Origin of the sequence: Bacilliculturomica massiliensis, assembly GCF_900605495.1 — a bacterium.
In the GTDB taxonomy this organism is placed as follows: Bacteria; Bacillota; Clostridia; order Peptostreptococcales; family Anaerovoracaceae; genus Bacilliculturomica; species Bacilliculturomica massiliensis.
The window spans coordinates 1208528-1233000 of sequence record NZ_LR027603.1; the positions used below are offsets into that span (position 1 = coordinate 1208528).

A 24473-nucleotide genomic window follows, 5' to 3' on the forward strand; every position below is an offset into this window, starting at 1 on the left:
CAACCTCGTCAGTTCAAGATCCCATCTAAAGCATTGGATTTTCAACGTTTTCAAAAGTTTTCTCGATCTTCTGACGAAGCAGTTCATTCTTTTTTTCACTCAAAGTCGGATCTTCTGACAGAATGATTTCCGCTTCCGCTTTCACTTTCTGCAGTATTTTTACGTGTTTCACCAGATCGGCGATGCGAAGTTCAGGCACTCCGTGCTGTCTCATTCCGAAGAATTCTCCCGGCCCCCGCAGTTCCAGATCCTTCTCTGCGATGACAAAGCCGTCGTTGGACTGTTTCATGATCTCCGCCCGCTTTTTCGCCACCTCCGTCTGCCCTTCGGTGATGAGGATGCAGTAAGACTGCTCTTTTCCCCGTCCCACGCGCCCGCGGAGCTGGTGCAGCTGGGCAAGACCAAAGCGCTCGGCGTTCTCGATCAGTATCACGGTGGCGTTGGGCACGTTGATCCCCACCTCGATGACCACCGTGGACACGAGGATCGAGGTCTTTCCCTCGTAAAACTCTTCCATGATCCGGTCTTTATCCTTTTGCTTCATGGCCCCGTGCAGCAGCGCGCTTCGCTGATCGGGGAATTTGGCCGTAAGCTCTTCATAGACGCCCTGCGCTGATCTGGCGGACAGCTCCATGGATTCCTCGATGAGCGGCGCTACGATGTATGCCTGCCGTCCCTCCTGTACCTGACGCAGAATAAACTGATAGGCCGATTCTCTGCCGGAGGCGTTCACTGCCCGCGTGATGATCTGCTGTCTGCCCGGCGGCATCTCATCTATGATGGAAATATCCAGATCGCCGTACAGGGTCATGGCCAGTGTTCTGGGAATGGGCGTTGCGGTCATGACCAGCACGTCCGGATTCTCCCCTTTCTCCGTGAGGATCCCGCGCTGCTTCACGCCGAAGCGATGCTGCTCGTCGGTGATGACCAATCCCAGTCTGGCGAACACCACATCCTCCTGGATGACGGCGTGGGTACCCACCAGTACGTCGATCTCGCCCTTCGCCAGCTGTTCCAGCGTAAGCCGCTTTTCTTTTGCGGGCAGCGATCCGGAGAGAAAGCCTGTGCGCAGTCCAAAGGGCGCGAACTGCTCCGACAGTCCTGTGAAATGCTGGCGGGCAAGTATCTCCGTAGGCGCCATGAGTACGGCCTGATAGCCGGATCTCGCGGCTTTATAGAGCGCGGCGGCGGCCACCGCCGTCTTTCCGGAACCCACATCCCCCTGTACCAGGCGGTTCATGACTTTCGGAGACTCCATATCGGCCCTGATCTCTTCCAGCACACGCTTCTGCGCTCCAGTCAGCGGATAGGGAAAGGAATCGGTGAAATCTTTCATGTCCGCTTTCGCTGAAAAAGAAATACCGTTCTCGCTGCTGTTCACGCGATTTTTCATCATCAGCAGTCCGGTCTGCAGAAGAAACAATTCTTCGAACACAAAGCGAAACCGGGCCTCCTTCACTTTCTGCGGATCGTCGGGATAGTGAATGTTCTGCAGAGCGTAGTGAAGACCGCAGAGCCTGTTCCTGCCCAGCGTTTCTTCCGGAATATATTCGTTGAGCCGTTTTACCTGCAGCAGGACGCGGGCCGTCCATTTTCTCAGATCCTTCTGAGAAAGTCCTTTGACCAGCGGATAGACCGGAAGGATCTTCTCCTGGCTCTCGTCCCCCGTCCACTTTTCAAAATCCGGATGAAGCATTTGCTTTTTTCCGTTTTTGCACTGGGCCTTTCCGAAGAAGGAATAGTATTCTCCCTGCTGAAACGCCCGCTCCAGATAGGCGCTGTGAAAGAAAAGTACCTCCATGGATCCGCTTTCGTCCTGCACCAGCAGCTTCAGGTTCCGTTTTCTACCGAAGCCGCCGCCTTTCGCTATGAGGACGACCTGTGCCCTGACCAGAGCGCATTCTTCGTTCCACAGATTTTCAATTTGTATTACGTTTCGCCTGTCCTCGTAGGTGCGCGGAAACAGATACAGCAGATCGCCGATCTCGCGCACGGAAAGACGGACCAGCGCATGGGCTTTCTTCGGTCCTACCCCGGCCATGGTTTTTATTTCTTCGTACAGTTCCATTCTCGTTTCCCCCTGTGAAAGCCGGCCTGTTTCCGGCTCAGACACAGTTTACCCCTTGATCTCAATATTTCTGCGCGCCAGCTGTCTGGAAAGCGTGCCCGTGACCACGATAGCCACCTCCGCCACCGGGATCTCTCCGTATTCCGTAAGGGAACGGCGTATATCCGCGATCAGCCGGTCGGTGACCATGCGGATGCTGACTCCGAATCGGATCGCCAGGTAAATGCGGACTGTCACTCCTGCCTCTGTCACGTCGATATCCAGTTCGTCCAGCTCGCTTCTGCCGCTGATGCGGTTCATAAAGCCTCCCATAACGCCTTTGGAATTTGTGATCCATACCTTGCCGCGGAACTGGCGGATCTGTTCCTCCACAAGCTGGGCGATCACCATGTGATCCAGCAGGATCTGTCCTTCTTTCGTTTCCTTTTTATAGAGCATATCGCACCCCGTTCCGACAATGATCCGGCAACTTCTGCTATTCCATAAACACTAAGCTCTGCCTTCACCTTCGGTTTGGCAGTCGCTAAGTGTTCTGGGCACCTGTCATACCGCCGCTCTGTCTTCGCCTTTGGCTCGCCAGTCGCGGGGTATGGACATTGTACCATAAACACTAAGCTCTGCCTTCACCTTCGGCTTGGCAATCGCTAAGTGTTCTGGGCACCTGTCATACCGCCGCTCTGTCTTCGCCTTCGGCTCGCCAGTCGCGGGGTATGGACATTGTACCATAAATTCTCTGTGAGTGCCAACTGGCGGATGAAAACAGCAGAGTCTCGAAAATACTATGATTCCTCCCGATGGGACTAAAAAACAGAAATCAGGAAAAAATAATAAAAAAATGTTTGTCAACTGTTACCCGTTGTGCTATAATAGCACTTGTTCAATGTGCAAATGAATGCATATGCATTTGATAAGTGAAATGATACATCCCTCTGGGATTGACAAAGGAGGTGCAGCAGATGTCCAGAAAATGCGAAATTTGTGGTAAGGGACAGGTTTCCGGAAATAACGTATCCCATTCCAACAGACATACGAGAAGAAAATGGAACGCCAACATTCAGACCGTTAAGGTAAATGAGAACGGCACCGTGAGAAGAGCTAACGTATGCACAAGATGCATCCGCTCCAACAAGATCACCAGAGCGATCTAAGAACAAAACCTGCAGCTGAGCGCCGCAGGTTTTATTTTTTTCTGTTCTGCGGCCTGTGCGCCTTCTCTTCCCTGCCCGGCAGCCCGTCCTTTGGGATCCCGCGCCCGCTGTACAAATGTCTTCAAAGAATATACGAGTGACAAAACTCAGCAAAAAAGCGTGCGGAAAGTTGAACCTCCTGCACGCTTTTGATTTTCTTTCTCGTTTGACCCGTCGGGATCATTTATCCTCTTCCGCTGCGGGATCGAAGACCATCTCGGCCTCCACTTCCTCCAGATTTTCAGAAAAGTCATCGCTGTCCTGCTTTTCTTCCGCTTCTGCTTCGTCGAAAGCTCCCGGTTCGCTCTTGTCCAAAGTCTCTTTTTCAGCTTTGGGCTCTCTGTTCTTTTTGATGTAGATCAGCAGCGCTTTGATCCCCAGAATCCCTCCGATGATGCCGATGATCAGCACGGCGAACGTCAACACGATGTTAGCCAGCTGCAGATACGTCAAAAATACGTAAAACGGACTGTATCCTGCCATAATGTTTTCTTCCTTTCGTGTAAATAATCTCTCGTCTTTTTCTGCGTTCTCTGTGATCCTGAAGCGTCCGCAGCGCCCGGATGGGCTTATAAAGTGACTTTTTTATTATAGCCCTTCTCCGTGTGTCTGTCCATTGTGAAACATGAATTTCACAAAATCTTCACCAATTTCAACCAAATTCAGAGCGACCTGCCTTTGCAGGACCGGCGCTCTAACTGGTAAACAGCTTATAGCCGCAGTAGATCATTAAAAGGCCCAGTACGATCAGCCATATTTTCGAGGGCAGCAGAAAGGCGCAGATCGTCACGGAACCAATGATGAGGAGTATCAGTCCGAACAGCTCCGCTTCCCCTCTCTTACAGCCGCAGCACTTTTTTCTGTGTCCCAATGCTCATCTCTCCTTTATCCCATAAAAACGATCAGGGCCAGCGCGGTCAGAAGCCCCAACAGCAATAGATACCATATGAAAAGCGGCGTGGCATGAATGACAAGCGCCGCGCCGGCCGCCGCCATCAGCAGTCCCGGCAATTTTAATCTTTTCTTTTTTCTATTCAAAAAAACCACCTGCAATAGTATATGCAGGCGGTTTCCTTCACGTGTCATATTTTTTCTCCCACCATGTAGACTGCCACTCCGCTGTGAGGCCCCAACACCAGCGTATCTTTCCCCTCAAAGGCGATATGCCCGCAGTTCACCAGATCCAGCGCTCTCCGGACCTCCTTTCCACGGGATGTCAGACGCCGTTCCTCCGCCCCCTGGTTCAGAAACACATAGAGGCTTCCGCCTGCGCCGTCTCTGAAGAAGGAAAAGCAGCCCGTCTCCGAGGGTCCGGGAACATAAGTCATACGGCCAAGTCCGTCGACGCCGCTGCGGAAGCGGAGCAGACGACGGTAAAAGTCCGCGATATCCGTTTTCATTTTATCCTGTTCAAAACAGCAGCGGTTCATCGGGTCTCTTCCACCCTCCATTCCCAGTTCGTCTCCGTAGTAGATACAGGGAATACCGGGCAGAAACGCCCATGCCAGCAGCGCCAGAAACAGCTTTTGCCTGGCTTCCTCATAGGATGGCTCCCTGTTTCGGAAAACCGTCAGGATCCGTTCCGTGTCATGGGTACCGAGAATATTCATCAGCGAGCGGGCGCACATCTGCGGATAATGTTCCAGAAGCGTCGTGATACGATCCTGGAGCAGCGCTCCATCTCCGGCTTCCGGCCCCCCTCCGCCTGCGTCTCCGTTCCCTGATAGAAAAGCGATCAGCCAGTCCTTCAGCGGATAGTTCATCACGCTGTCCAGCTGCGCTCCCTGAAAGTACCGGCGGCGTACGCCGTAGGCGATCTTGTTTGACGCGTCCTCCCAGACTTCGCCGATCAGCGCCCCCCGGGGATTTTCCTCTTTCAGCGTTTGACGCACCTCTTCGATAAACATGTCCGGCAGCTCGTCCGCCACATCCAGACGAAATCCCCAGGATCCCAGCCGCATCCAGTGCCGGATGACAGAATCCTCTCCCCGGATAATATAATCGCGGTAGCTTTCTTCCATCTCATTGACTGCGGGCAGCGTGTCGATCCCCCACCAGGAATCGTATTTGCCGGGATATTCCTGAAAGGTGTACCATGGATAGTAGGGAGATTCCCGGCTCTGACAGGCGCCCTGGGAATCGAAGGAGCCGTCTTTGTTAAAATAGATACTGTGGCTGCCCGTGTGATTGAATACGCCGTCCAGAATGATCCGGATCCCGCGTTCCGCCGCTGCACGGCAGAGAGAAGCGAAATCCTCCTCCGTCCCCAGCATGGGATCGATCTCCATGTAGTTGGCCGTGTCGTACCGGTGGTTGGAAAACGCCCGAAATATGGGGTTCAGATAGATCACCGTCACGCCCAGATCCGACAGATAAGGCAGTTTCTCCTGAATCCCCCGCAGATTGCCGCCAAAAAAATCATTATTCCAAACGACGCCGTTTTCATCCGGCCCGCAGTCGGGAAGTTCCCCCCAGGTCTCGTGCATGCGGTACCGCTTGTTCTGCGCCGGAGGCGTGTACGAATCGCTTTTCGCAAAACGGTCGGGAAAGATCTGATACATCAGGCCTCCGGCCAGCCAGTCCGGCGTCTGAAAATCCGGGCTGTATACGGTGAGCTGGTATTCTGCCGTCTCCGCCGTTTCCACCGTATCATGGATCTGCGCATTTTTCTCCGTCCGGGCTGCTTCCTGCGGGATCTCCGCGCCAAAAGACCCGATGGCAAAGCGGTAAAAGTACAGCCCCGGGGCCGGAGGCCGCCAGGTAAGCCGAAAGGACATGCTTCCGCAGTCCTCACGGCATTTCCCACTCTCCGGGAAGTCTTCCGGTTCCATGTCCAGCCATTGTTCCGCGTTTCCGTCTTCTCTGACTGCAAAACGGACCTGAGACAATCCTGCCGGAAAGGCGTCCCCCTTTCCACTGTCCCATTTCACCGCAGTGCGAAAAGCGATGGCCGTCCCGGCGGCCACCGCTCCAAATGGATCTTTATAATAGATGTCTTTTGAATCAAATACCAGTCTCATTCACTTCTTCTTTCATCCTGTTTCGGCCTATTTCAACGGTTCGATGTGCCAGATGCGGTCCGCATACTCCTGCACTGCCCGGTCTGCAGAAAAGATGCCGGCTTTGGCGATGTTGATCAGAGACATGCGGTTCCAGCGGTCCCTGTCCCGGTAAGCCGCAGCCGCCCTGGCCTGGGCGTCGCGGTAAGCGCCGAAGTCTCCCAGAACGAAATACGGATCCGCGCAGCCGTTGTATCCTGTGGTCAGCGCGTTCAGGATATTTGAAAAGTACTGCCCGTTGACGCCCTGGGACAGGAACTGGACCACCTCGTTCACGTCGCCGTCGGTCTGACAGAGCCGGAAAGGACTGTAGGATCCCTCTCTCCGTATCCGTTCCACATCCTCCACCCGCAGGCCGAAGATAAAGATGTTCTCATCGCCTACGGCCCGGTGGATCTCCACGTTGGCGCCGTCCTCCGTCCCCAGCGTCACGGCGCCGTTGATCATCAGCTTCATGTTTCCTGTTCCTGAGGCTTCTTTTCCCGCAAGGGAGATCTGCTCGGAGATCTCCGCCGCCGGCATGATGAGCTCGGACAGGGATACAGAATAGTTTTCCAGGAATACGATCTTGATGCGGCCGTTCACCTGGCTGTCATTGTTGATCACCTGGGCCAGATGATAGGCCAGCTTGATGATCTGCTTCGCCATATAATAGCCTGCCGCAGCCTTGGCGGCGAAGATGAAAGTACGCGGCTGAATGTCCGCGCCGGGGTCCCTCTTGATCTCCGCGTAGAGATGAATGATGTGCAGCAGGTTCAGAAGCTGCCGCTTATACTCGTGGAGCCGCTTCACCTGTACGTCAAAGATGGAATCCGGATCTACCATAATATTATTATGTTCTTTTATATAATCCGCCAGCCGTTCTTTATTTCGCCGTTTGATCTGTTCCAGCCTTGTGAAAACGCCGCGGTCTTCAGTGAACGCCATCAGCCGCTCAAGCTCCATGGCGTCCTTTTTGAATCCCGGTCCGATGAGACTGACGATCAGCTCCGACAGCTCAGGGTTGGCCTGACACAGCCATCTGCGGTAAGCGATGCCGTTGGTCACGTTGGTGAACTTTTCTGGATGGATGGCGGAAAAACCGGCAAAGAGCTGATCACGGATGATGCCGCTGTGCAGCGAGGAGACGCCGTTTACCGTGTGGGACGCTTCCACGCACAGATTGGCCATACGCAGCTCTCCGTTGTTGATCACCGCCATATCCCGGCGCAGCGCCTCGTTATCCGGATAGGTCTTCATCAGATCCACGGACTGCCTGCGGTTGATCTCTGAAACGATGGAGTGGAGCCGCGGCAGCGTTTCCTTGAACAGGCTCTCCGGCCACTTCTCCAGCGCTTCGGGCATGACTGTGTGATTGGTATAGGAAACGGTCTGCCGGACGATGTCCCACGCCTGGTCCCATTCATAGCCGTATTCATCCATAAAGATCCGCATCAGCTCGGGGATCGCCATGGTGGGATGGGTGTCGTTGATGTGCACCGCAACTTTATCGCTGAAATTATCCAGGGTACCGTATTTCATCATGTGGCGCTTGACCAGAGATTTCATGGAAGCGGCGATGAAGAAATACTGCTGCTTCATGCGAAGCAGTTTTCCCTCTGTGTGCGCGTCCTCCGGATAGAGGATCTTGGAGATCACCTCGGCCATGTGTTTCTCTTCCATGGACTGCAGGTATTTTCCCTCGGCAAAAAGTTTCATGTCGATAGTAATGGGCGATTTTGCCTGCCACAGCCGCAGGGTGTTCACCACGTCGCTGTCGTAGCCGGTGATCAGCATATCCCGGGGGACCGCAAGGACCGTAGTGTAATCCTTGTGGATCAGTCTGAGCCTGCCGTTCGCGTCCCAGATCTCCTCCAGCTTTCCGCCGAAATGAACTTCTTCTGTCTGATCTTCTTTCGTGATCAGCCAGACGTCGCCCATGTTCAGCCATTCGTCGGGAAGTTCGGTCTGTTCCCCGTCTTCGATCTTCTGACGGAAAATACCGTATTCATAGCAGATGGACATGCCGTGTCCGGCCATACCTTTGGCGGCGATGGCGTCCAGATAGCAGGAAGCCAGTCTCCCCAATCCGCCGTTTCCCAGCCCCGCGTCCGGCTCCATGGCCGTGATGCGGGCGAAGTCCTGTCCTATGGAAGCCAGAGCCTGACGAAAAGCATCCTCAAGATGGAGATTGAAGGCGTTATTTTTCAGAGAAGGTCCGGGCAGAAATTCCATGGACAGATAATAGACCTGTTTGTTTCTGTGAGAGTCCGCTATATTGTGATTGACCAGCCAAAGCTCCGACATAATGTCGCGAAGCACATAGCAGACCGCTTTGTAGATCTGTTTTGGCGTGGCGGTCTGGGGATCGGTTCCGAAATTCTCCAGAAGTTTTTCCTCCAGCCACCGGGCGATCTGCGTCGGTTCATATTGTTGCAGCATACATACCTCCAAAATTGATTGTTTTATCTTTTCGCTGACGCGTCGGGCAGGCCGGGCTGCCCAGCCTAAAACGCCAGGCTGTCGTACAGCTCTGCATATCGCTCTGCGGATTCCTTCCACGAAAAATCGGATTTCATGGCGTTGCCCACCAGCTTTTTCCAGTGCGTCTTGTCTCCGTACAGCTCCAGCGCTCTTTCCACGGCGTTTAACATATCGTGGGCGTTGACGCTGGCGAAAGTCACCCCGTTTCCTTTTCCCGTCTTTGGATTGTAGGGATCCACGCTGTCCTTCAGGCCGCCGGTCTCGCGGACCACCGGAATGGTACCGTAGCGCATGGCGATCATCTGCGACAGCCCGCAGGGCTCGCTGATGGAAGGCATGAGAAACAGGTCGGATCCCGCGTAGATCAAATTGGCCAGATCTGTGGAGAACGCGGTGACAGCGGCGGCTCTGTCGCCGTAGTCGTACGCCTTCATATTGAAGAAGTCCTCGTATCTTTTCTCACCGGTCCCCAGAAGTACAAACTGGACCTGATTTCGCATCAGGTCGTCAAAGGTGCGGATCACCAGATCGATGCCTTTGTGTTCCGCCAGCCTGCCCACCATGGCGATGATGGGCGTCTCCTCACAGACGGCCAGCCCCAGCCGTTCCTGGAGCGCCTGTTTATTCTGTTTTTTCTTTGCGATGGTCTTAAACGTATAATTGACCGGGATCAATTTGTCCTTCGCCGGGTTGAACAGCACGGTATCGATGCCGTTTCGTATGCCGCTCAGCTTATAGTCGTTTTCTCTGATGATGTCCTCCAGTCCCCTGCCGTAGAAGGGATATCGGATCTCTTCCGCGTAGGTGGGACTCACCGTGGTCAGCTTATCACAGGCCACCACGGCGCCTTTCATTACATTGACGTCCTTTCTCCAGGTCACCAGTCCGGCGTCCCGCTTATCCAGACCGAAGAGATCGGAGAGGGTCTCCGGACCGAACACCCCCTGATATTCGATGTTATGGATGGTGAAAACGGTCCGCAGCCTGTCGTACCCCGGCGCGCTGCGGTAGAGCGTCTTCAGATAGACAGGCGTCATCGCCGTCTGCCACTCGCTGCAGTGCAGGATATCCGGATCAAAGGAAATGTGTTTCAGCGTTTCCAGGCAGGCCTTGGAAAACCACGCGAAGCGTTCGCCGTCGTCATAATATCCATAGTATCCGTCGCGTTTAAAATAATACTCGTTATCGATGAAATAAAATGTCACGCCGCCGTATTCCATCTGGAACAGGCCGCAGTACTGCCTGCGCCACGACAGAGCCACCTCATAATTGGTCACGTAGGTCATCTGGCTCATGTATTTGTCGTGGATGCTTTTATATAAAGGCAGCATGACCCGCACTTCTGCGCCCTGTCTCATAAGTTCCGCTGGCAGCGCGCCGATCACATCTCCCAGTCCGCCGCTTTTCGCGAAAGGCGCGGCCTCCGTGCTGATAAATAATACGTTCATACTGCCTCCTTTCTCGTCCCGTCAGTCGTTTGATCTACACGATGCTCAGCTTTTCGATCACCACCGGATAGGTGACGTGGCCGGCCAGCTGACGGTTCTCCCGAACGATCACATCTTTATCCAGGATCACGTGATTCAGTGAAACGTTCTGCATGATCTCCGTGTTCTGCATCACGATACTGTTTCGCACCACCGACCCTTTACCCACCCGCACTCCTCTGGAGAGCACTGAATTTTCAACGACTCCCTCGATTCGACAACCGTCGGAGATCAAGGAGTTCTTTACATAACACTCATTTCCGTAATACACCGGTACGCTGTCTTTGATCTTCGTGTAGATGGGCTGGGCGAAGACTCTGTCATACACGCTCTTGTGGAGCAGATTCATGTTCGCCTCCATGTAATTTGTGACGCTGCTGATCTCCAGCACGTAGTCTTCATAGCGGTATCCCCGGATGTAGAGCGTGGGCGCCAGACGCTTGATGATGTCCATTTCAAAATCGTACCGCTGATAAGACATGGCGTCCGCCACCAGCGACTCCAGCAGGGACTTTCTCAGCACAAAGATAAACATGCCCCAGGGCACGTCGTCCTTCAGCCCTTCCTCCGTGTTCACAGTCAGATCGCAGATCCGCTCCTGATCGTCCATGTGATAGATCGGGACCCCCACCGGTACGCTTCTGCATGTCCTGCTGGGTTCCGCGTAGACCGCTGTGATATCGGCGCCCGTGGAGATATGAGTATCCAGCAGCCGTTCAAAATCCATGTTGTACAGCATAGAAGAACCGGACATGATCACGTAGTCTTCCATCGAGCGGCGCAGCGAATGCATGTTGCCGGCCAGCGCCTCGATACTGCCCTGAAAGAAACCGCCGGGGTGATCGCCCGTTCCGGGAGACGCAAAGGGCGTGAGCACCCGCAGGCCGCCCCGCTTCCGCGTCAGATCCCATTCCTTTCCGGAGCCCAGATGGTCTATGAGCGAATGGTAATTGTTCTGCGTAATGATCGACACGTCGGTCACACCGGAATTGACATAGTTGGAGAGAAGCAGGTCGATGATGCGGTACTTTCCGCCGATGGGCAGCGAAGCCAGCGTGCGGATCTTTGTCAGTTCCCGGAGATTTTCCCGTTTTGCATAGGAAAAAATAATACCTAAAACATTCATGTCTACACCTCCCCGTAAACGTCTTCTTCCAGCATGGCTCCCGCTGCGATGATGACGCCGCAGCCGATCTGAAGCCGCTGGCGCAGCACCGTTATAGGCCGGTGACCGCCGCCGGCGCATTCGGTCTTTTCCGTATAGCCGATCCTGGCTCTTTCTCCCACGTTAACCGCAGTGGCCAGGATCGAGTATTCCACCACGGCGTCCGCTCCGATGCGGCATCCCGGCATGATCACCGAGCTGCGCACGACAGCTCCTTTCTCAATGGTAACGCCCGGAAAGACAATGCTGTTTTCCACATAACCGTTGATGATACAGCCCTCTGAAATATTTGAATTGCGGATGGCCGCGTGATTTCCCACATACTGAGGGGGCAGATTTCCGTTTCTGGAATAGATCTTCCAGGGCGGATCGTCCAGATTCAGCGGCACATTGGGATCGAGAATATCCATATTGGCTTCCCAGAGGGACTCCACGGTACCCACGTCCTTCCAGTACCCCTTGAATTCATAGGCGTACATCCGTTCGCCGCAGCGGAGCATTTCCGGGATGACGTCCTTTCCGAAATCATTGGTGGAGTCCGGGTCGGCCTCGTCCTTCACCAGGTATTCTCTCAGTTTGGACCAGTTGAAAATGTAAACGCCCATGGACGCCAGATTGCTCTTGGGCACCGGGGGCTTTTCCTCGAACTCGTTGATGCGCAGGTCCTGATCCGCGTTCATGACGCCGAATCGGGACGCTTCTTCCATGGGGACCCGCAGTACGGCGATGGTGCAGTCCGCGTTTTTTTCCTCGTGGTAATCCAGCATCATCTGATAGTTCATCTTATATATGTGGTCTCCGGAAAGGATCAGCACGTATTCCGGATTGTACATCTCGATGAACTGCATATTCTGATAGATGGCGTTGGCCGTGCCTTTATACCACTCCCCCGCCTTGCCTCTCACGAAGGGCGGCAGAATGCTGACGCCGCCGTAGAGCCGGTCCAGATCCCATGGCTGTCCGTTTCCGATGTAGGCGTTCAGCTCCAGCGGCTGATACTGCGTCAGAACGCCGATGGTATCGATACCGGAGTTTACGCAGTTGGAGAGCGGAAAATCAATGATACGGTATTTTCCGCCATAGGGTACCGCCGGCTTTGCCACGTAGTTGGTCAGTACTCCCAGACGGCTTCCCTGACCGCCGGCCAGCAGCATGGCGATCATCTCTTTCTTTTTTGTGTAGCCCATCTCCTCACCTCCGCAGTGTTTTCGGAACTATTTGACTGTTTTTGCTTTCGCGGTCTTCCGGACGGCCGCTTTCCGTTTCAGTATGATCATAGACAGCGGCGGAAGCTCCACAGACAGAGAATGCGTACATCCCTGGTGCGCTGTTTTGTCCGCTTTTTTCGCTCCCATATGCCGGCCTGTGCCCCCGTATTTTATATCGTTGGAATGGAAGACCGCCTCATACGTCCCCGCGGCCGGCACCCCCACCCGGTAACGGGTATGCTTTGCCGCGGCGAAATTCAGAATGACGATGAGAGGGTCGCCCTTCAAGCCTATGCGCCGGTAACAGTAAATATTCCTGGACGCGTCGTCTGCGTCGTTCCAGAGAAAACCTTCCCAGCTGTCGTCCAGCTCCCACAGCTGCCGGTTTTCCCTGTAGAACAGATTCAGATCTTTTACGTAGTCCCTGAATTTCCTGTGCATGTCGAATTCCAGCAGATTCCAGTCCAGCTGGTCTTCAAAATGCCATTCGTTGAACTGCGCCAGCTCGCCCCCCATAAAAAGAAGTTTCTTTCCGGGATGCGTCATCATATATCCGTAGTAAGTTTTCAGGTTGGAAAATTTATCTTCATATTCGCCCGGCATCTTATTGATGAGGGAGCCTTTCATATGCACCACTTCGTCGTGGGAAAGAGGAAGGATGAAACGCTCTGAAAATGCGTAGGTCATGGCAAAGGTCATGGCGTTGTGCCGCCCCTGGCGAAACAGGGGGTCGGTCTTCATATATTCCAGGGTGTCGTTCATCCAGCCCATATTCCACTTGAAGTTGAATCCCAGTCCGCCCTCCTCCACAGGTCTTGTGACCATGGGCCACGCGGTGGATTCCTCGGCGATCATCATTACGTTGGGATGGTTCCTGGCCACAGTCTGATTGAGCTGATGCAGAAAGTCGATGGCCTCCAGGTTTTCCTTGCCCCCGTACCGGTTGGGCCGCCATTCGCCGCCCTGCCTGTTGTAGTCCAGGTAGAGCATGGACGCCACCGCGTCCACCCGCAGCCCGTCGATGTGATACTGTTCGATCCAGTAGAGCGCGTTGGAGATCAGAAAGCTCCGGACTTCCCCCCGCCCCCAGTCGAAGACCATGGTGCCCCATTCACGGTGTTCCCGTTTGAGCTCGTCCTCATATTCGTAGCAGCTGCCGCCGTCAAAGCAGAAGAGTCCCGCCGCATCTTTGGGAAAATGACCGGGGACCCAGTCCAGGATCACGCCGATCCCGTTTTGATGGCAGGCGTCCACAAAGGACATAAAGCCCTCCGGCGTACCGTAACGGGAGGTGGGCGCGTAGTATCCGATGATCTGATATCCCCAGGACGCGTCGAAGGGATATTCCGCCACCGGCATCAGTTCGATATGGGTGTAGCCCATCTCCTTCACGTATGGGATCAGCTCCTCCGCCAGCTTTTCATAGCTGTAAAAGTTTCCGTCCGGATAGCGCTTCCACGAGCCTGGATGCACCTCGTAGATATTTACCGGAACGCCGCTGAGACCGCGCTCCTTCCACTGCTTATCCTTCCATTTATATTGCGAAATATCATAGGTTTTTGACGCGGTCCCCGGCCTGGTCTCCATATGAAAGCCGTAAGGATCGGCCTTCATCCGGCGCTTGCCGTCCCGTCCGTCCACCGCATATTTGTACGCTTCATAGGTGCCGATCCCGGGAACGAACACTTCCCAGATCCCCTGCTCGTTCAGCTTTTTCATGGGATGGCTGTCCGTCCAGCCGTTGAAGTCGCCCTGCAGAAAAACGGCTTCCGCGTTGGGCGCCCAGACGCGGAAGATATATCCCTCTTCGCTCCGGCTGACGCAGGGATGAGAGCCCAGCAATTCGTACGCTCTCTCCGCCGTTCCCTGGTGAAACAGATAGACGGGCAGTTCCAGATTTTTTTTCATAATTCCCTCCCGAGCGATGTATTGTCACACGGAGATGCCTGGCGTCCGCGCACATGTCAATAGTATGACTGATTTGATTAATTTATTATACCATATAAATCATTTCGAACATACGGGAGCAGTGTAAAAAAAGACAGATTCCACCAATAAGTGAAATCTGCCTTAAAATATTGTTTTATTTTCTGAATTTACTGACAAGTATTTAAAGCGATCTTTGCCTTGAAGAGATCGCCGTCGATGATGATATCGAACCGGCCGCGCTGAATATTCATCAGATCTCTTGCGATGGATAGCCCCAGACCGCTGCCCTCCGTGCTTCTGGCCTCATCGCCGCGCTTGAACCGCTCCATTAGCTCGTCCGCCGGAATGTTCAGCGGATTTCTGGATACGTTTTTCATTTCCAGAACAGCCACCGAACTGTTTTCGGATATGGCTTCTTCCCTGATATCGATATACACTCTGGAATGATCCAGCGCGTATTTGATCACATTTCCGAAGAGGTTTTCCAGGACCCGCCACATGAGCTGCCCGTCCGCCTCAACATAATAACGCTCTTGTTCCGCTTTGACGATGACCTCCAGCCCTCTGTCCGTCAGCCTGTCGTCCATCTCGCCCAGCGTCTGGGACAGCAGGGAGAGCAGCTCCACCCGCTCCAGATTCACGGGGATGTCGCCGCTGGACACCTTGGCTGCCTCAAACAGATCCTCCGTCAGCTTCTTCAGCCGGATGCTCTTCTGATCCAGTACATCCAGATACTTGGGCGCGTCCTCGCAGTCCAGACCTTCCTTTTTCAGGAGATCCACATAAGTGATGATAGAAGTCAGCGGCGTCTTGATATCGTGGGACACATTGGAGATCAGCTCCGTTTTCATGCGCTGGTTCTTCAGCTCCTGCTTCACAGCCAGATCAAATCCCTCTGAGATCGCGTTGATATCGCCTGCCAGCTGCTGCAGCTCGCCGTCCGGTTCTCCCTCGATGGGGATCTTGTAGGCGGGGTTGCCGTTTTTCACCTCGCGCACACCGGTCTTGATCGCCTCGTACTGCTTCACCCATCTGGCCGCGAAGACCAGCGAGATCACCAGCACCACGGGAAAGAAGACCACCGTTGCGGAGCCCAGACTGATCAGCGCCACCATGATGACGACCTTTTTCATAACGCTGCTTCCGTAGTAGATGTCGCGCAGTCCGGTCCACAGCCAGGTGAAGAAGCGCACGATGAGAAAATCTTTGATAAAACGGCCGGCCTTGCTCTTTTTTACCAGAGCCATCATAAACAGCAGTCCCACCGCCGAAGTGACCCACAGCCCCGCCGCCATAATGACCGTCTCCACGCTGTCCGCCGCAGAGCTGCCGTAATAGAGGTCGTAGCTGTCGTAATATCCGTAGACATCGTACTGATAACTGTAGTAAGCCTCCGAGGCTCCCACGCAGACCAGACAGCTCATCACGATGGAGAAGATGACGCCGCCGATGAGAAGTTCGCTGAACCAGCGATCGATGCCTGTGAGCACCGGGGTCCCGTCTTCCTTTTGCTTGCCGCACAGCACGCAGAGCGCGATGAAGAAGATCAGGCTGACGAGAGCGCAGATCAGAGAGATGATCGCTCCGATCTTGACCTCCGCCCGCACGCTCTCATACGCGATTTTGGCGTTGCTCACATAATCCTGAGTGAAAGCCAGATAGACCGTGAGCTCCCCGTCGGTCCCGCTGCCCAGCAGATTTTCCGATCCATAGCTCATGATCTGGTTGACCAGCCGCCGATCTTCGTAGACCGTGCCCTGATTTACCTGCGGAACGCCTGTCAGCCTGCTGCCGGAAAAGATGCGGTACGCTCCTTCGCTCTTGCCCAGCACTTCAAGTTCTCCTGCGGTGAGGATGCCTCCCTCCGCTCCACGCAGGTACTCGGGAAGCGCCTCAGCGGGACCGCGGACCACCTTTCCACCCTCGGTGAGATTCGTGAGGGCCTCTGATCCGTTGGTCACGTAGAAGCGAAATCCTTTTTCCCACATGCTTGCCGCCAGGCCGTCGTCGCCGCTGTCCTCGTTCTCCGGGCTGACGATCCCCCAGTGCAGCATATTCAGCTGATTGACAAAATCCGCCTGAAGTTCATTGCTCTGTTCGTAGGTTTTCGAAGTGATCATCCGAAAAGGATCGCCCACGTCCACCGCCTTGAATAGTTCGGTCAGCCCGATGGCCACCGAAGCGGAAAAACTGGTGACGCAAAGGAAGAACAATACGATCACAGCCACCAGCTTTTTATTTGATTTTTTCAATTTTATATCCAATTCCCCATACCACCTTTAAGTATCTCGGCTCCTTCGGGTTGATCTCGATCTTTTCCCGAATGCGCCGGATGTGCACGGCCACGGTGTTTTCCGGATTGTAGGCCGTCTCGTTCCAGACCGCCTCGTAGATCTGTTCCATGGAAAACACCTTGCCGGCGTTCTGCGTTAAATATTTCAGTATCCCGTACTCGATGGGAGTAACCGGTATCTGTTCTCCGTCCACGGTGACGGACTTTGATTCATCGTCCACCACCAATCCCCCCGATTGATAAGTCCCCGTTTTCTTTTCCATACTCCCCAGATTCACGTACCGCCGCAGCTGCGATCTGACCCGCGCGATCAGCTCCAGCGGATTAAAAGGCTTGCAGATATAATCGTCTGCGCCTACGTTCAGCCCCGTGATCTTGTCGTAATCCTCTGTCTTGGCGGAAAGCATGATGATCGGAATGTTTTTTTCTTCGCGGATTTTCATAGTCGCCCTCATGCCGTCCATCCGCGGCATCATCACGTCCATGAGAATCAGGTGGATATCCTCTCTGTCCAGGATATCCAGCGCTTCGATCCCGTCGTACGCCTTGAATATCTCATATCCCTCGTTCTTCAGGTAAACTTCGATCGCCCCTACGATCTCTCTGTCATCGTCGCAAACCAAAATGTTCATGATTCATTCCTTTCTCAAATAAAACAGGTACCCCCTTTCCATGATGCAGAGCATTCCGCTGTGTGGCGGATCTGCTCTTCATAATTGAGGATACCTTATAATTCTTACTAATCGCTGCACCGATTTCTTAACAAACTATTAAGAACCCCAGTCGGAATTCTTTAGGTCCACAGACGTTCTCCCGGCGCTTCGTTTTTATTTTTTCAGGTATCTGCGGAAATATACGCGCCGGACGCCGGCGCGGAGAGTCCGGACAGCGCTACATCCGTTCATCCCTGAGGTTGGCGTAATATTCGGAGCGGAGCATGGACATGAGCATCAGATCTACATACACTCCGTCCTTGTTTCCCGCGTGGCGCATGCAGCCTTCATACTGGAAACCCAGCTTCTGATAGAGACTGGCCGCCCGCTTGTTTTCCGGCATATGATCCAGCGTGACCCGCTCCATATGCAGGCTGATAAAACAGTATTCCAGCAGCAGCCGCAGCGATTCTTCGCCCAGCCCCCTGCCCCGGAATTCTTTATTGCCGATATAAATACGCGTAATATCCAGCGAGTTGGCGTGAGTGTCGATCCGGCTGATCCAGATGCGTCCGATGGGTTCCTCCGCTTCCTTGCTGACGATGGTCAGCTGCAGCATGGTTTTGTCCAGCGTCCGGACCACGAATTCCTCTGCGATCTCGTTGAAATCCCGTCCCTGATCCATGGTGAAAAACTGTGATACCTCGGGATCCGCTTCCATCCACTGCGCGAAATACCTGCAGTCGTCAAAAACTGTCGGCCGTATGAGCAGGCTGTTCGATTCCATTGTTGTATTCGTCATGATTCACCTCCCGGGTCCAACCCCTGATCTCCTCTTGAATGATCCCCCAAAGCCGATGAGCCGGACTTCGGAGCCCCATGTCTATACTGTATCATATTTTGTTGAAATTTGCACAAAAAAAGAAAAACAAAAGCTGAAATTTATTCCTTTGATTTTATCCGGCGCAGGTGATACAATACTTTCGGTATTCGACACAAAAAGGAGAGTTTTTTTATGGCAGAACAGGAAATGAGAAAAAAAATAATCGTTGCAGATATACAGCTTTTTTTGCTGGCCATCATCTGGGGAGCGGGCTTTGTGGCGGGAAAGATCGCGCTGGAGACCACCACGCCCTTTTATCAGGTCGCCTACCGCTACCTGGGCGCGGCGCTGTTCATGCTGCCTCTGGCCCTGCCTCGTCTGCGGTCCGTCCATAAAAAAACGCTGCTTGCCGGCATGGCTGTCGGCGCGCTCATGTTCGTGGGAAATTGCTTTCAGACCATAGGTCTGCTGTACACCACTCCCGCCAAGCAGAGCTTTATCGTGCCATCCTACACCGTGATCGTCCCCCTGCTTTCCTTCTTATTCTTCAGGGAAAAGCCCGGAAAACGCCTTATTCTCGCGGCGTTCCTGGCCATGGCCGGCATCGGGATCCTGACCCTGAACAGCGATCTTTCCATGGAGTACGGCGATCTTTTGACCCTGATCTTTGCGTTCATTTTCTCACTGCAGGTCATTATCACCGGCAGGCTGGTGAATCATATCGACATTACCGTATATACCCTGGTGACCATGGTCACCGCAGCTGTCCTTGCATTCGCCGGAGCTTTCTTTATGGAAACGCCCCTGCCCCCTTCCCACATCTCGCTGCGCAGCTGGATGGGGATCGCCTATCTGGGCATCCTCAACACAGCGCTGGCCTATCTGCTGCAGAATATGGCCCAGCGCTACGCGCCGGCCAGTCATACAGCGCTGATCATGTCTCTTGAGACGGTGTTCGGAACGCTGTTTGCCGTTCTTTTAGTGGGTGAGACCTTCACTCTGCGCAAGACCATCGGATGCGTGGTCATGTTCTGCGCCATCCTCCTGCCAAAGCTGCCCCTTCCCTTTCACAGGCGGTCCAGACATGGGGACGCTGTGGATGAGCCGGCCGATTCGATCACGACCGAAGATCTGAGCCGCCCGGGCTGCCGCGCCACAGATCGTCCGCCAGTCTGAGAATATCCGCCGGCTCTGACGCCAGATGGCGCGCCCCGGCTCCCAGCAGCTCTTCTCTGTCCCGAAAGCCCCACAGCACCCCCACGGATATCAGGCCGGCGTTCTTCGCCGTCTCCATGTCCACGTCGGAATCCCCCGCATACAGCGCCCGCTCCGGAGGCACGCCCAGCCGGAGCAGCGCCTCAAATACGTTGTCCGGAGCCGGTTTCTTCCGGCTGCCCGGGTGGTCGCCTACGGTCACTTCCACCAGTCCGCCAAAAAATCTTCCGCACAGGGCCTTCACCGCCGCGTCGTACTTGTTGGACACTACGGCCACGCGCACGCCCCGTTCCATCAGGCCGCTGAGCATCTGCGGTATTCCTGCGTAAGGCCGCGTCTTATCCGCCATGTGTTCTTCGTAGTACTCCCGAAACAACCCAAGGCAGGCCGCTGTCTTCTCCGCCGATGTCCCTTCCGGCACCGCCCGGCCCACCATCCTGCCGATCCCGTTTCCCACAAACCGCCGCATTTCCTCCGTGCTTCGCTGAGGAAAGCCCATCTGTTTCATGGCGAAATTGACGCCGTCCCGCAGATCTTCAAGTGAATTCAACAGCGTACCGTCCAGGTCAAAGACCGCTGCAGCAGCCGGGTTCTGATCTCTTTGCATGTTCTTCTTCTCCATTCATGTCCCGCCTTTATCTGTTTATCCCACCGCTGAACGCTTCTGCTCTGCTGATCAGTTTGCGGTAAACAGGTTTCATCTCCCGTTCCCGCACCACCTCTGTCAGGTCTTCCAGCGGAAACCACCGCACCCCCGAATTCTCGTCGGGTTTGACCCGCAGCGGCGCGTTCTCATCCGCTTCCAGCAGGAAAGCCAGATTCAGATGCAGATGGGAGGCCACGTAAACGCCGCGCTTTACGTGGCCCCAGACCGGCAGAATGTCCAGGGACAGTATTTCCGGGGAAATCGGTCTTACTTCCGCTCCCGTTTCTTCCTGCGCTTCGCGCAGGGCTACCGCCAGCAGGTCGGTCTCGCCGTCGGCGTGACCGCCTGTCCAGCTCCAGGAATCATAGAGATTGTGATACACCAGCAGCGTGCGGTCCCTTCTCTCGTTCAGGATAAGGGCTGACGCCGTGAAATGGGCCGTCTCGTTGCTTCTCTCCGGAAGATCGCTGAAACGGTCCATATAGGAGAGCATCGTCTGCCGTTCCCGTTCCTCCTGCGCGCCAAAAGGCCTGTAGTTCTCGATCCTGCGTCTCAGACCTGTCTGATCCATGCTGTTCTGCTCCATACTGCTTTCACTTCTCTCTTTTTTCTATTTTTCCCAGTCCACCTTGTCCGGAGTAATGTCAGACAAAACAGCGCAGCCGGTCATTTTCATGGTATCTGCAAGCTCGCCGATGATCTTGTTCGTATACAGAGCGACGCCTTCTTCGCCGCCGCCGTGAGCCGCGGTCACATAGGGTCTGCCGATGAGCGCGCCGTCGGCTCCCAGCGCCAGCACCTTGAAGACGTCCACTCCAGTGCGGATCGCTCCGTCGATGAGGATCGTCATCTGATCTCCCACCGCTTTCCTGATGGAGGGCAGCACCTCTACCGGCGCTCTTGAGTGATCCAGGACCCGTCCGCCGTGATTGGAAACGATGATGGCGTCAGCTCCTGCTTCCAGCGCTTTTTTCGCTCCCTCCGCCGTCATGATGCCCTTGAGGATAAAGGGTACCTTCACCCCGCGGCGGATCTCCGCCAGCTCTTCCACGCTTTTGGCTGCCCCCGGTCTGCCTGCGAGAGCCAGAATGGGAAGCCCGGCGGAATCGATATCCATCGCCACAGCGAAAGCGCCTGCTTCCTGCGCTTTTTGGACCTTCTCCAGCACCGTGTCCCTGTCCCAGGGCTTGATGGTGGGGATCGCCATGCCCCCAGCCTTCTTCACCACCGACAGAGGACCCTCGAAAAAGTCCGCACTTACGCCGTCCCCCGTAAAGGCCGAGCACCCCGCTTTTCGCGTGCCGCCGACCACGCATTCGTTGTAGGCGGTCTCTGTAAAATATCCGGTGTAATTGCTGGACATGCCGCTGATGGGCGCCGCAAAGACAGGGGCGGCAAAAGTATGGCCGAACAGCCGCGCCGTTGTATCCTGACCTCTGTTTTCGTAGATCGTATCCATATTGATCTTTACTTCGGAAAGTTTCTCGTACGCTCTCACGAAGCTCTCGCCTGTTCCCTTGCCTCCGGAACCGGGCAGCTCTCCGCGGCACGCCGCGCCGTTGCAGACCCTGCACACGCGACATTTCGGCGCCAGGGCCTTTCGGGCGTTTTCCAATAATTCTTTGTAATCCATATACGTTACCTCTTCTCTTGTATCCTTATACAGCCGCTTCCGGCGGCTGTTCCTGAATCATTATAGTATAGATCCGCTGAGACTTCCAGAGCTTCCTTGTCTTTTCCTTACCCGTTCCCCATTTTTTGCAGAGATAAGTTTACAGAAATATATTATTGTGATTCGGTTATTGAGCCTGGTCTTTCCGGTTTCCCGAAAAAATTTTCGCCGTGTGATTCAACCGCGTCCATCCCAGGTATAATAACATCATCGATCAGAAAACAGCCGGGGATCGCCGGAATATAAAAGGAGGTATCGTATGAATATTGTTATCACCGAACCGCTGAAGAAAGAAATGCAGAAAAAGGATGTGGGAGATCTGGTTATTTATCCTGTCGTCCGCAGATGCTGAAGCAGTTCCTATCAGGAGATGACGGTAAGGTTTGCCGCCGAAGCAGAAGCGCAGTCCCTTCTTGAAAAGGACTACACTCGTTATCCCACAGAACTGGGAAATCTCTATATCGCTCCGGGAGCGGTGATCGAGAAGGATACGATCACATTGGGGCTGCAGCGCATGTTCCTGAGTACGCTGATCACACTCTCCGGCGTGGAGAAGATTTCCCGAACACGTCCTTCGCTGTAAAGCCCTTGTAAACAGAAGCCAGCCGATTCCAGAATTCTTTTTCGATCATGCCGTTTTCCGTCATGCCGAAGATACTTTGAAGTTTTCTGACCGCCGACACACTGGGTCCGTCGTGGATCCCGGTGACCCGCACGACGGGCAGATTGGCAAAACGGAGAGACAGGGCCAGAAGCATGGCCTGTATGACAAAAAGATGAACGCTGCCCTCGCCCGGGAGAATGGTAAATTGAGGCCCCGGATAGATGACGGCTGGGTCCGGTTCATCCATATAGCGCCCCACATCGTCGTGAACCAGTCTGATCTTATCCCAGGTCTCATTGTCCACGCGGCCGTTTTCCGGCAGTCCGAACTTTCGCTGAAAGGCGCGGACTGCCGTTTCTGTCTGCTCCCCGAATTGACCGTCCGGGATCACCGGCGGGATATCCTCGTATACCCTTGATATCTTTCTCAGCGCGGTCTGTATGCTCCTGACGGGCTGCCCCACAAAGGGATCAAACCGACTTGAATTATTCATGATCCGACCTCCCTTCCTCTTCCGTGGGATCCGCGGGCTGCGCGGGCGTTTTTCCGGCGCCGTTCTCGTCCGAATCTCCTTTTTTCAATTCTCTGCCCGGATACTGGATCGGCCTGGAAGTCACTGCCGACAACACATCTTTATAGCTGTTGATGATGGCGTTCCATACGGTGCGGTCTACTTCCCCCGTCTCAGGCAGTCCCATCAGACGCTGATACTGTTTCACAGAATTCTCCGTAGATTCATCGAATACTCCGGTGACAGCGACCGGGTCGATGTCGAGGAAAGCGAAGGCCAGCGCGTTGATGTATTCCTGCAGCGCCGTCACATCCTCCCCTGCCGAACCCAGCTTGAGCACCGTTCCCCCATAGGGCCTGACCTGAATGGCAAAGATCTCGTCCTCCGTAAACACGGTGACCGCAATGCCCCTGAAGGCGTCGTACATCACATTCCAGGTCTTGGCGTCCACCACGCCGGTGAGCGGCAGACCGTATTCCCCCTGAAAACCAAGTACGGAACTTTTCGTCTCAGGACCGAACACTCCAGTGATCGCCACCGGCGGCACCGTCAGATAAAATTCAGAAAACAGCGACAGGAAATACTGCAGGATCTCTACCTTCTCCCCGCTGTTTCCCTCCGAGATCGCATCGGGGTATTCCAGAGATGTCTCAAAGAGTTTCACACCTTCCGAGTTCAGCTCTGACAGCCGCGCGATCCCTACGTACAGGTTGACCAGCTTATACCATGTGGCTTTTCCCACGATACCATCCTGAGTCAGATTGAAGATACCCTGAAAGACCTTGACCGCGTTTTCCGTCTCAGGACCGAATATTCCGTCCACACTGCTGATCTTGGGGATCAGCGGATAATTCTGGGAGATGCGGTTCAGCTCCGACTGAATGATCGTCACCGGCTCTCCCCGGCTCCCCAGTCTCTGGGCCGTTCCGGGATAAGACTCCCTGATATTCCGGATCGGCGCGTCTGTCACCAGATCGATATCGTCCCCGTAATAGTACTGGAGGATGGGAAACGCCGTGTAGCCCTGCTGCGCCAATTCTTCGCTGCCCCACTGGGAAAGGCCGTCGCAGGTAGAGGTGGTCCCGTTGCAGAATTTTGCAGCCAACGGCTCCACATTGCCGATCCTGCTGATATAAATGTTGAATATCTCACTCACCAGCCTGTCGATATTGTCGAAGATATTGCGCCCGTTGATAAACTTCTGATCCACGCTGGTGGAATTCGTAATATCGAAATCATAACCCTGGCTGCGGTAAAATTCTGTGTACACCCTGTTCACCGCATAGGAGATCTGGGCATAGATATTAGCTTTCAGCGCTTCTTCATTCCAGGTGGGATAGATCTCGCTGGAAGCCACGTTTTTGATGTAATCCGCAAAGGAAACCGTTACATTCTGAGCGTACTGACCAGGCGTGCCCAGGTGTACGGTGATGTACTGCGGAATATATGGTATTGATGTAATGGCCATTGCCGCCTCCTTCTTCTTCATT

The 24473-nt window shown here is 54.3% G+C and carries 22 protein-coding genes; 3 read left to right on the forward strand and 19 right to left on the reverse strand.

The window, feature by feature from the left end; translation table 11 throughout:
• Positions 1-25: 25 nt before the first annotated feature.
• Together recG and E0E37_RS14805 are read right to left on the reverse strand one after the other, a co-directional pair.
• Entirely contained in the window at positions 26-2068 is a 2043-nt protein-coding gene (gene recG, locus E0E37_RS14800) for an ATP-dependent DNA helicase RecG (protein WP_130863764.1), read from the reverse strand.
• A gap of 48 nt (positions 2069-2116) precedes the next feature.
• Positions 2117-2506 carry an Asp23/Gls24 family envelope stress response protein gene (locus tag E0E37_RS14805; RefSeq protein ID WP_130863765.1) on the reverse strand — a complete coding sequence of 130 codons (390 nt, stop codon included), beginning with the start codon at positions 2504-2506 and terminating at the stop codon, positions 2117-2119.
• Between the two features lie 518 nt (positions 2507-3024).
• On the opposite strand from E0E37_RS14805, the gene rpmB reads away from it, so the two are divergent.
• A complete protein-coding gene (gene rpmB, locus E0E37_RS14810) occupies positions 3025-3216 on the forward strand; it encodes a 50S ribosomal protein L28 (RefSeq protein WP_130863766.1) in 192 nt (63 codons plus the stop codon).
• A gap of 219 nt (positions 3217-3435) precedes the next feature.
• On the opposite strand, the gene E0E37_RS14815 is transcribed toward rpmB, so the two are convergent.
• The 12 genes from E0E37_RS14815 to E0E37_RS14860 all read right to left on the reverse strand — a co-directional run bounded on the left by E0E37_RS14815 (position 3436) and on the right by E0E37_RS14860 (position 18314).
• Positions 3436-3738, reverse strand: coding sequence for a hypothetical protein (locus E0E37_RS14815; protein ID WP_130863767.1), 303 nt, complete (start codon positions 3736-3738; stop codon positions 3436-3438).
• 211 nt (positions 3739-3949) lie between these two features.
• Positions 3950-4126, reverse strand: coding sequence for a hypothetical protein (locus tag E0E37_RS18600; protein WP_165445381.1), 177 nt, complete (start codon positions 4124-4126; stop codon positions 3950-3952).
• Between the two features lie 14 nt (positions 4127-4140).
• Positions 4141-4293: a hypothetical protein gene (locus E0E37_RS18605; RefSeq protein WP_165445382.1), complete on the reverse strand. Its 153-nt coding sequence runs from the start codon at positions 4291-4293 to the stop codon at positions 4141-4143.
• A 44-nt stretch (positions 4294-4337) separates the two neighbouring features.
• Entirely contained in the window at positions 4338-6275 is a 1938-nt protein-coding gene (locus E0E37_RS14820; RefSeq protein ID WP_130863768.1) for a glycoside hydrolase family 13 protein, read from the reverse strand.
• A gap of 27 nt (positions 6276-6302) precedes the next feature.
• The gene (locus tag E0E37_RS14825) at positions 6303-8735 is read right to left on the reverse strand and encodes a glycogen/starch/alpha-glucan phosphorylase (protein ID WP_130863769.1); all 2433 of its coding nucleotides are present in this window, start codon (positions 8733-8735) and stop codon (positions 6303-6305) included.
• A 65-nt stretch (positions 8736-8800) separates the two neighbouring features.
• Entirely contained in the window at positions 8801-10225 is a 1425-nt protein-coding gene (glgA, locus tag E0E37_RS14830) for a glycogen synthase GlgA (RefSeq protein WP_130863770.1), read from the reverse strand.
• Between the two features lie 34 nt (positions 10226-10259).
• Positions 10260-11390, reverse strand: a complete 1131-nt coding sequence (glgD, locus tag E0E37_RS14835; protein ID WP_165445383.1) for a glucose-1-phosphate adenylyltransferase subunit GlgD — start codon at positions 11388-11390, stop codon at positions 10260-10262.
• A gap of 2 nt (positions 11391-11392) precedes the next feature.
• The gene (locus tag E0E37_RS14840) at positions 11393-12616 is read right to left on the reverse strand and encodes a glucose-1-phosphate adenylyltransferase (protein WP_130863772.1); all 1224 of its coding nucleotides are present in this window, start codon (positions 12614-12616) and stop codon (positions 11393-11395) included.
• Positions 12617-12643: 27 nt separating this feature from the next.
• Positions 12644-14545, reverse strand: coding sequence for a 1,4-alpha-glucan branching protein GlgB (gene glgB / locus E0E37_RS14845; protein WP_130863773.1), 1902 nt, complete (start codon positions 14543-14545; stop codon positions 12644-12646).
• Positions 14546-14733: 188 nt separating this feature from the next.
• Complete coding sequence (locus tag E0E37_RS14850) at positions 14734-16830, reverse strand: sensor histidine kinase (RefSeq protein ID WP_154937676.1); 2097 nt, start codon at positions 16828-16830, stop codon at positions 14734-14736.
• Entirely contained in the window at positions 16802-17491 is a 690-nt protein-coding gene (locus E0E37_RS14855) for a response regulator transcription factor (RefSeq protein WP_130863775.1), read from the reverse strand. Before E0E37_RS14855 ends, E0E37_RS14850 begins: the two co-directional genes overlap by 29 nt.
• Positions 17492-17750: 259 nt before the next feature.
• The gene (locus tag E0E37_RS14860; RefSeq protein ID WP_130863776.1) at positions 17751-18314 is read right to left on the reverse strand and encodes a GNAT family N-acetyltransferase; all 564 of its coding nucleotides are present in this window, start codon (positions 18312-18314) and stop codon (positions 17751-17753) included.
• Between the two features lie 213 nt (positions 18315-18527).
• Here E0E37_RS14860 and E0E37_RS14865 point away from each other — a divergent pair, with 213 nt between their 5' ends.
• Positions 18528-19511 carry a DMT family transporter gene (locus E0E37_RS14865; protein ID WP_130863777.1) on the forward strand — a complete coding sequence of 328 codons (984 nt, stop codon included), beginning with the start codon at positions 18528-18530 and terminating at the stop codon, positions 19509-19511.
• Here the strand turns inward: E0E37_RS14865 and E0E37_RS14870 are convergent.
• From E0E37_RS14870 to E0E37_RS14880, 3 genes are read right to left on the reverse strand one after another with little or no spacing between them, the layout of a single operon-like run.
• The gene (locus tag E0E37_RS14870) at positions 19453-20172 is read right to left on the reverse strand and encodes an HAD family hydrolase (protein ID WP_246019746.1); all 720 of its coding nucleotides are present in this window, start codon (positions 20170-20172) and stop codon (positions 19453-19455) included. The two genes, E0E37_RS14865 and E0E37_RS14870, sit on opposite strands and share 59 nt — an antisense overlap.
• Positions 20173-20185: 13 nt before the next feature.
• Positions 20186-20782 carry an NUDIX hydrolase gene (locus E0E37_RS14875; RefSeq protein ID WP_246019747.1) on the reverse strand — a complete coding sequence of 199 codons (597 nt, stop codon included), beginning with the start codon at positions 20780-20782 and terminating at the stop codon, positions 20186-20188.
• A gap of 24 nt (positions 20783-20806) precedes the next feature.
• On the reverse strand, positions 20807-21829 hold the full coding sequence (locus E0E37_RS14880) for an alpha-hydroxy-acid oxidizing protein (protein WP_130863778.1): 1023 nt from the start codon (positions 21827-21829) through the stop codon (positions 20807-20809).
• Positions 21830-22238: 409 nt separating this feature from the next.
• Between E0E37_RS14880 and E0E37_RS14885 the strand changes: the two genes are divergently transcribed.
• Positions 22239-22451, forward strand: coding sequence for a hypothetical protein (locus tag E0E37_RS14885; RefSeq protein WP_130863779.1), 213 nt, complete (start codon positions 22239-22241; stop codon positions 22449-22451).
• Here the strand turns inward: E0E37_RS14885 and E0E37_RS14890 are convergent.
• Positions 22402-22965, reverse strand: coding sequence for a peptidoglycan-binding domain-containing protein (locus tag E0E37_RS14890; protein WP_130863780.1), 564 nt, complete (start codon positions 22963-22965; stop codon positions 22402-22404). The genes E0E37_RS14885 and E0E37_RS14890 overlap by 50 nt on opposite strands.
• Complete coding sequence (locus E0E37_RS14895) at positions 22958-24451, reverse strand: peptidoglycan-binding domain-containing protein (protein WP_165445384.1); 1494 nt, start codon at positions 24449-24451, stop codon at positions 22958-22960. Before E0E37_RS14895 ends, E0E37_RS14890 begins: the two co-directional genes overlap by 8 nt.
• Positions 24452-24473 lie beyond the last annotated feature (22 nt).